This is a genomic window from Mesorhizobium sp. (genome assembly GCF_024509055.1).
In the GTDB taxonomy this organism is placed as follows: domain Bacteria; phylum Pseudomonadota; class Alphaproteobacteria; order Rhizobiales; family Rhizobiaceae; genus Mesorhizobium.
Genome location: NZ_JANINM010000054.1, coordinates 1 through 6,097 on the forward strand (window position 1 = coordinate 1; position 6,097 = coordinate 6,097).

Genomic DNA, 6,097 nt, shown 5'->3' on the forward strand with positions numbered 1-6,097 from the left:
CATCGCTGCGAACATAAAGAGAACAAATGCAATGGTACGACAGCGCAGGGCCGGCAACAAGCTTGGCCTGGGGAGAACGCATGAGCACGATCACAGCGCCGCTGACGCCTGAGCTCTGGGCCGATTTCGAGGACCTGTTCGGCAAGCAGGGTGCGTGCTACGGCTGCTGGTGCACGCATTTCCGGCTGGCGCCGGCGGAACGCCGCTCCAGCGACAAGGAACGCAACAAGGATCACATCAAGGCGCGTATCGAAGCCGGACCGCCGCCGGGGCTTCTGGCCTTCGACGACGGCAAGGCGGTCGGCTGGATGCAGATCGGTCCGCGCGCCGACGTGCCCGAATGGAACAATCAAGGCAGGGGGTCGGCGCCGGTCGATCCCGCGGACGCGGGTGATCCGGGCGTCTGGGCAATCTCCTGCTTCTTCATCCGCGTGAAGGCGCGGGGCAGGGGCATCACGCACCGCCTCGTCGAGGGTGGCATAGCATTCGCGCGCGAAAACGGCGCCAGGCTGCTCGAGGCCTGCCCGATCGATCTGTCACGCGATTCGCGCTCGATCGGGCTGTTCGTCGGCTCATCGCGCGTATTCGAGAAGGCTGGCTTCGAACGGCTTCTGGAGCGCAAGCCCGGCCGGCCCTTGATGCGGCTGGTGCTTTAGCTAAAGGTTCGTTTGGCTTACACTCACCGTCTTGCGGCTGTAATGCTGTTTTCCTACCACAAGCACGAACTGATTTGCCTTCCGAAACCGACGGAGACCCGACGTGAAGCGTATTCTGCCACTTGCTGTCATTCTCGCGTTCAGCGCGCCTGCCTTTGCCCAGACCGTCGACACCCAGGGAGCGCAGCAGCTTTCCGACAATCTGGCTCGCTATTTCGGCAAGCAGGCGTTCGACAAGGGCGTGCTCAAGGTTTCGGTTGAAGGCGGCGCCTATAAAATCGCGGTCGACGTCAAGGCGCTGATCAATGCCATGCCGGAGCAGAAGGCGCTGAAACTGGACCTCGCGCCTTATGCCTTGATGGTGAAGCCGCGCAGCGACGGCTCGTGGGACGTCTCGTCGGACTTTTCCCAGGGCATGTCCTTTGAATTCAACGGACCGGAAGGCGTCCAGAGCATGGAGCTTACGGTTAAGGACGGCAAAGGCTCGGCGGTCTACGATCCGTCCATTGCGGCCTTTACCAGCGGCACCAGCTCGATCGCCGGCATGACGATGACGTCGAAGGAAGCCAAGCAGCAGGCTGATATGACCGCGGGTGCCGGCACCGCGACCATTGCCTCGACCAAATCGGCCAATGGTGGCGTCGATTTCACCGCGACGCAGAAGATTTCGAACTTCGTCGAGACGATCAAGATCAACGACCCTGACAAGGGAATGAACTTCCCGGTCACGCTCAGCACGCCCGAATTGTCAGTCGATGCGAAGGGCAAGGGCGTGCATACCAAGCCCTTGCTCGACCTGCTCGCCTTTGCCGTGGCCAATGAGGACGAAACCAAGCTGAAGGCGAACCAGGCAGAGCTCAAGTCGCTGCTTCTGGCCGCGCTTCCGGTCTGGGAGAGAATCGACGGCACCTACGGTTTCAAGGATTTCACGGTTGAGAGCCCGGTCGGCAAATTCGGCGCCACGCAGTTCACCACCGCTTTCGGGATGGACGGCGTCTCCCAGAACGGAAAGGTCGACTATGCGATCAAGGCCTCCGGGCTGACCATCCCGCAGCAGATGCTGCCGGCATGGAGCGTCGCGCTGCTGCCCACCGATGTTGACCTGAACTTCGGCGGCGCCAATATCGACCTCGACAGCATGGCGAAGAAGGCGATCGAAGCCTTCGATCTCAACAAGAACCCGCCTTTGTCCGACGAGTTCGGCAATGGCCTGGTTGCGGACTTCCTGGCCAAGACGCCCAAGGTCGTCCTCGGCCACAGCACCGTGAAGAACGGCAGTATCGAGGTCGCGATGGAAGGCGAGATGACGTTTCCGGGCAAGAAGCCGGATGCGACGATCACCGTCGATGTCACAGGCTACGACAAGATCGTGCAGGCGCTGCAGGACGGCGCCAAGACCGACCAGCAGATCGCGCAGGCTTTCCCGTTCGCCCTGGCCGTCAAGGGATTTGCCAAGACGTTGCCGGACGGCCGGCTGGAATGGGTGATCGACGCCAAGGCCGACGGCTCGGTCACGGTGAACGGCGCGACGTTGAAGGCGGCTGACGCGGCTCAGGACGACAGCGCCGGCCAGGACAACGGCGCCGGTCAGGACCAGGGTGTGAATCCGGACAGCGGCAACGGCCAGGACGAGGGCACTGGCATGAACAATGGCAATGGTCAGGATGAGGGCGCTGGCACGGACAATGGCAATGGTCAGGACGACGGTGCCGACCAGGACAATGGCATGGGCCAGGACAAGGGCGCCCCGCAGGACGGCGGTCCGAGCGACGACGACAGCGATAACGGCGGGGCGGGCGCGAAACTGAAGCCTTGAGGCTTCAGAACCCGAGCGCCCTGGCGATCAGCGGAGCGGCTTCGCGCCAATCGTCGACGGCAATGATGTCGTCGGGTGTCGGCGGCAGGAAGGCGCGCAGCGAATTGTCGGCCATCAGGTGGAAGAGGTGGGCATCGGCAACCGAGCCGCGGCCCGACAACAGATTTGACGGCTGGTCGTCGACAAAGGCGACCGGCCGGCGCTTTGCGCCGCGCAGCTTGGCGATTGCCGGGCCTTTCGCCATTTCCGTCGTCAGAAGCGGGTAGTTCAGGCCGAGGGCGTCGAGATGCGCCCGCCGCGCAGCGCGATGCTTGTGGGGCATTGCGGTCAGCATGATGATCTCGGCGTGCTCGCCAAGCATCGCCAGCGCTTCGGTCGCGCCATCGGTGACGGTTTGCCAGTCGGCCTGGGCGTCGAAGAATTCGCCCAGAAGCGCGGTGACCTCGGCCTGCTCGATCAGCCGGCCGTTTGCACTCTCGGCGATGTTGCCGGTCAGGCGGAAGGAAGAGAGCGTCAGCTGGAAGCCGCGCGATTTCAGGAAATGCGGGAAGGGCCGGACGAATTCGAGCACGACATCGTCGACATCCAGCACCAGGAGCGGACGGTCGTCGGCGGCCAGCTCCTCGATCTGCCGCGCCGTCTCGGGATCGTCACTCATGTCGAGCGCTCATACTCGTCATCGCCAAGCGGCAGCGCGCGAAGGGCCTTGCCCACGGCGGCCGGCGGTGTGCCCGTCTCCTCGGCGAAGCGCAGAAGCGTCGGCTCGTGAGCCAGGATGAACTGCAGCACGCCGGCAAGGAAGCCCGGCTCTGCGGCGGCCCTGCGGATCGACTGGACGTCGATGCCGGTAATCGCGAGGAAACGGGGCAGGAGCTCCGGGTCGGCGGCGACGAAGCCCAGCGCCTTGACGGCAAGGCCTTCCGCTTCCTCGCGCATTGACGCTGCGTTTGCCATCATTACCTTTCGCAAAGCGTGGAGTTTTTGAGTCTCTCCGCAGTAATGGCAAGAGTCGCTTGCGGCAAGCCTTCGTCCCTCCAGTTCAGCAGCCGGGGGTGGAAAGCTTTTCCAACCGCCGGTTTCCGTTTCGTCAATGATATTGGCGTAGAGTGGAGAAGGGTTGGGTGCGGTCCGCAAGGGACGCATAACGACGGTCCTCGGTTACGAGGGCGGTCGGGACGGGAAATTGATGGCTAAGAAGGTCATGATCGTCGAGGACAATGAGCTCAACATGAAGCTCTTTCGGGACCTCATCGAAGCCAGCGGTTACGAGACGGTTCGCACGCGTAACGGCCTGGAAGCGCTCGACCTTGCGCGCCAGCATCGGCCGGACCTGATCCTGATGGATATCCAGTTGCCTGAAGTGTCCGGCCTGGAAGTCACCAAATGGCTGAAAGAAGACGACGAATTGCACTCGATCCCGGTCATCGCGGTCACCGCCTTCGCCATGAAGGGCGACGAGGAGCGCATCCGCCAAGGGGGGTGCGAGGCCTATATTTCGAAGCCGATCTCCGTGCCGCGCTTCATCGAGACGATCAAATCCTACCTGGGCGATGCCTGATGCTTACCTTGAGCCGAGTGAGAGCCCTCTGAGATGACCGCGCGGATCCTCGTCGTCGACGATATTCCGGCCAATGTGCGGCTGCTCGAGGTTCGGCTGCTTGCCGAGTATTTCGAGGTGCTGACGGCCAGCAACGGCCCGGACGCAATCGAGACCTGCGAGAACGGCAAGGTCGATGTGGTCCTGCTCGATGTGATGATGCCCGAGATGGACGGGTTCGAGGTCTGCAAGCGGCTGAAGAGCGACCCGGCGACATCGCACATCCCCGTGGTGATGGTCACGGCGCTCGACCAGGTTTCGGACAGGGTTCGCGGTCTGGAGGCCGGCGCCGACGATTTCCTTACGAAGCCGGTCAACGACCTGCAATTGATGACGCGCGTAAAGAGCCTGGTCAGGCTGAAGTCATTGACCGACGAGTTGCGGCTGCGCGCCTCGACCACCCGCAACATCGGTATCGAGGAGCTCTTGAGCCGCAACTTTGCAACCGAGGGCACCAAGCCCAGGGTGCTTCTCATCGACGAGCGCAAATCGTCGTTCGAGCGCGTCCAGAAGATGCTGCGCGGCACTGCGAAGGTCGACGTCGCGACCGATCCGAATGCCGGTTTCTTTCAGGCCGCCGAGACGCCTTATGAGTGCATTCTGATCTCGACGGCGTTCGCCGACTTCGATCCGCTCAGGCTCTGCTCGCAGCTGCGCTCCCTCGACCGGACGCGGTTCCTGCCGATCATCCTCCTGGCCGACGAGGGTGAGGAAGGACGCATCATCCGCGGGCTCGAACTCGGCATCAACGATTACCTGACAAGGCCGATCGATCCGCACGAACTGACGGCGCGCCTGCGCACCCAGGTGCGGCGCAAGCGCTACAACGACCAACTCCGCGCCAGCGTCACCCAGACCATCGAGATGGCGGTGACCGACGGGCTGACCGGACTGCATAATCGGCGCTATCTCGACAGCCACCTGCAGACGCTTTTCGATCGCGCCGTGGCGCGGCGGCGGCCCCTGTCGGTAATGATCACCGATCTCGACCGCTTCAAATCGATCAACGATGCGCATGGCCATGACGGCGGCGACGACGTGCTGCGCGAATTCGCCAGGCGTCTGCGCAAGAATGTGCGCGGCATCGATCTCGCCTGCCGCTTCGGCGGCGAGGAGTTCGTCGTGGTGATGCCGGACACCGACGGCGTCGTCGCCGAGAAAGTGGCCGAGCGCATCCGCGCCGAGATTGCCCAGGCGCCTTTCGCGATCGGAAGCGACGGCAAGACGATCGAAGTGACGGTCAGCGTGGGGGTGTCATCCGTGCTGAAAGGAGTGGACACCGTTGCTGCACTGATGAAGCGCGCCGACCTCGCGCTATACGAAGCCAAGAGCGGCGGTCGCAACCGGGTCGTCGCCAAAGCCGCCTAGCGGACGCAGCCGATTCCGGTCTCTCGGCAGGGTTACGAATTTACCTTAACCCAAGCGATTCGCGAGCCGTGGTTAAGAAATGGTTGATTTTCATACGCTTCTGCGCAAATCTGCACCCCGTAGACCGAAGACGACGCCGGCACGAGGGTAGAGAGCCCGGCGCGATCCGAAAAATACCCCATGATGCTCAGGTCCGCCGCATCTCCTGGGTCCGTGGGGTCGGCCGGCCGGCGCTGGCACATAGTGGCCTCCTCGTACCGCTGCCAAACGCCGACCGGCCCCCTTTTCCAAAAAGCGTATAGCACTTCGCGCCGGCAGGGCGCTTTCTTTGCCTTTGCCGAAAAACAAAAACGCCGCCCGGAGGGCGGCGCTTTTGGCATTCCAGGATGACCAGATTACTTGATCTTGGTTTCCTTGAACTCGACGTGCTTCTTGGCGACCGGGTCGTACTTGCGGAACGACAGCTTGTCGGTCTTGGTACGGCTGTTCTTGCTCGTCACGTAGAAGAATCCGGTGTCGGCGGTCGACAGAAGCTTGATCTTGATGTTTGCGGCTTTGGCCATGGTATTCGTCCGTTAATGTTCGTGGAGTTTTGGCCGCTGGAGCACGGGGAAAACACCCGGACGCGGGAAACTTGGCGCGACACATAAAGAACGCGCC

General features: G+C 62.5%; 7 protein-coding genes. 4 read left to right on the top strand and 3 right to left on the bottom strand.

Annotation, left to right across the window (positions count from 1 at the left end; translation table 11 throughout):
- Nucleotides 1–80 precede the first annotated feature (80 nt).
- Together Q0L57_RS03595 and Q0L57_RS03600 are read left to right on the top strand one after the other, a co-directional pair.
- Nucleotides 81–656: a GNAT family N-acetyltransferase gene (locus Q0L57_RS03595; protein WP_296737995.1), complete on the top strand. Its 576-nt coding sequence runs from the start codon at nt 81–83 to the stop codon at nt 654–656.
- A gap of 103 nt (nt 657–759) precedes the next feature.
- Nucleotides 760–2,472, top strand: coding sequence for a hypothetical protein (locus tag Q0L57_RS03600; protein WP_296737997.1), 1,713 nt, complete (start codon nt 760–762; stop codon nt 2,470–2,472).
- A gap of 4 nt (nt 2,473–2,476) precedes the next feature.
- Here the strand turns inward: Q0L57_RS03600 and Q0L57_RS03605 are convergent, their stop codons facing one another.
- Entirely contained in the window at nt 2,477–3,130 is a 654-nt protein-coding gene (locus Q0L57_RS03605) for a hypothetical protein (RefSeq protein ID WP_296737999.1), read from the bottom strand.
- A complete protein-coding gene (locus Q0L57_RS03610) occupies nt 3,127–3,426 on the bottom strand; it encodes a DUF3572 domain-containing protein (RefSeq protein WP_296738245.1) in 300 nt (99 codons plus the stop codon). Before Q0L57_RS03610 ends, Q0L57_RS03605 begins: the two co-directional genes overlap by 4 nt.
- Nucleotides 3,427–3,658: 232 nt before the next feature.
- Here Q0L57_RS03610 and Q0L57_RS03615 point away from each other — a divergent pair, with 232 nt between their 5' ends.
- Both Q0L57_RS03615 and Q0L57_RS03620 read left to right on the top strand, forming a co-directional pair.
- Complete coding sequence (locus Q0L57_RS03615; protein WP_027166515.1) at nt 3,659–4,030, top strand: response regulator; 372 nt, start codon at nt 3,659–3,661, stop codon at nt 4,028–4,030.
- A gap of 33 nt (nt 4,031–4,063) precedes the next feature.
- Nucleotides 4,064–5,437 (top strand): PleD family two-component system response regulator, encoded by a 1,374-nt coding sequence (locus tag Q0L57_RS03620; protein ID WP_296738056.1) that lies wholly within the window; start codon nt 4,064–4,066, stop codon nt 5,435–5,437.
- A gap of 395 nt (nt 5,438–5,832) precedes the next feature.
- Here the strand turns inward: Q0L57_RS03620 and rpmG are convergent, their stop codons facing one another.
- On the bottom strand, nt 5,833–6,000 hold the full coding sequence (gene rpmG, locus Q0L57_RS03625) for a 50S ribosomal protein L33 (protein WP_006201775.1): 168 nt from the start codon (nt 5,998–6,000) through the stop codon (nt 5,833–5,835).
- Nucleotides 6,001–6,097 lie beyond the last annotated feature (97 nt).

Excerpts from the sequence above, each read along its gene's own strand:
- Q0L57_RS03605 (WP_296737999.1), bottom strand. The coding sequence starts at position 3,130 with ATGAGTGACGATCCCGAGACGGCGCGGCAGATCGAGGAGCTGGCCGCC.
- Q0L57_RS03620 (WP_296738056.1), top strand. The coding sequence starts at position 4,064 with ATGACCGCGCGGATCCTCGTCGTCGACGATATTCCGGCCAATGTGCGG.
- rpmG (WP_006201775.1), bottom strand. The coding sequence starts at position 6,000 with ATGGCCAAAGCCGCAAACATCAAGATCAAGCTTCTGTCGACCGCCGAC.
- Q0L57_RS03615 (WP_027166515.1), top strand. The coding sequence starts at position 3,659 with ATGGCTAAGAAGGTCATGATCGTCGAGGACAATGAGCTCAACATGAAG.
- Q0L57_RS03610 (WP_296738245.1), bottom strand. The coding sequence starts at position 3,426 with ATGGCAAACGCAGCGTCAATGCGCGAGGAAGCGGAAGGCCTTGCCGTC.
- Q0L57_RS03595 (WP_296737995.1), top strand. The coding sequence starts at position 81 with ATGAGCACGATCACAGCGCCGCTGACGCCTGAGCTCTGGGCCGATTTC.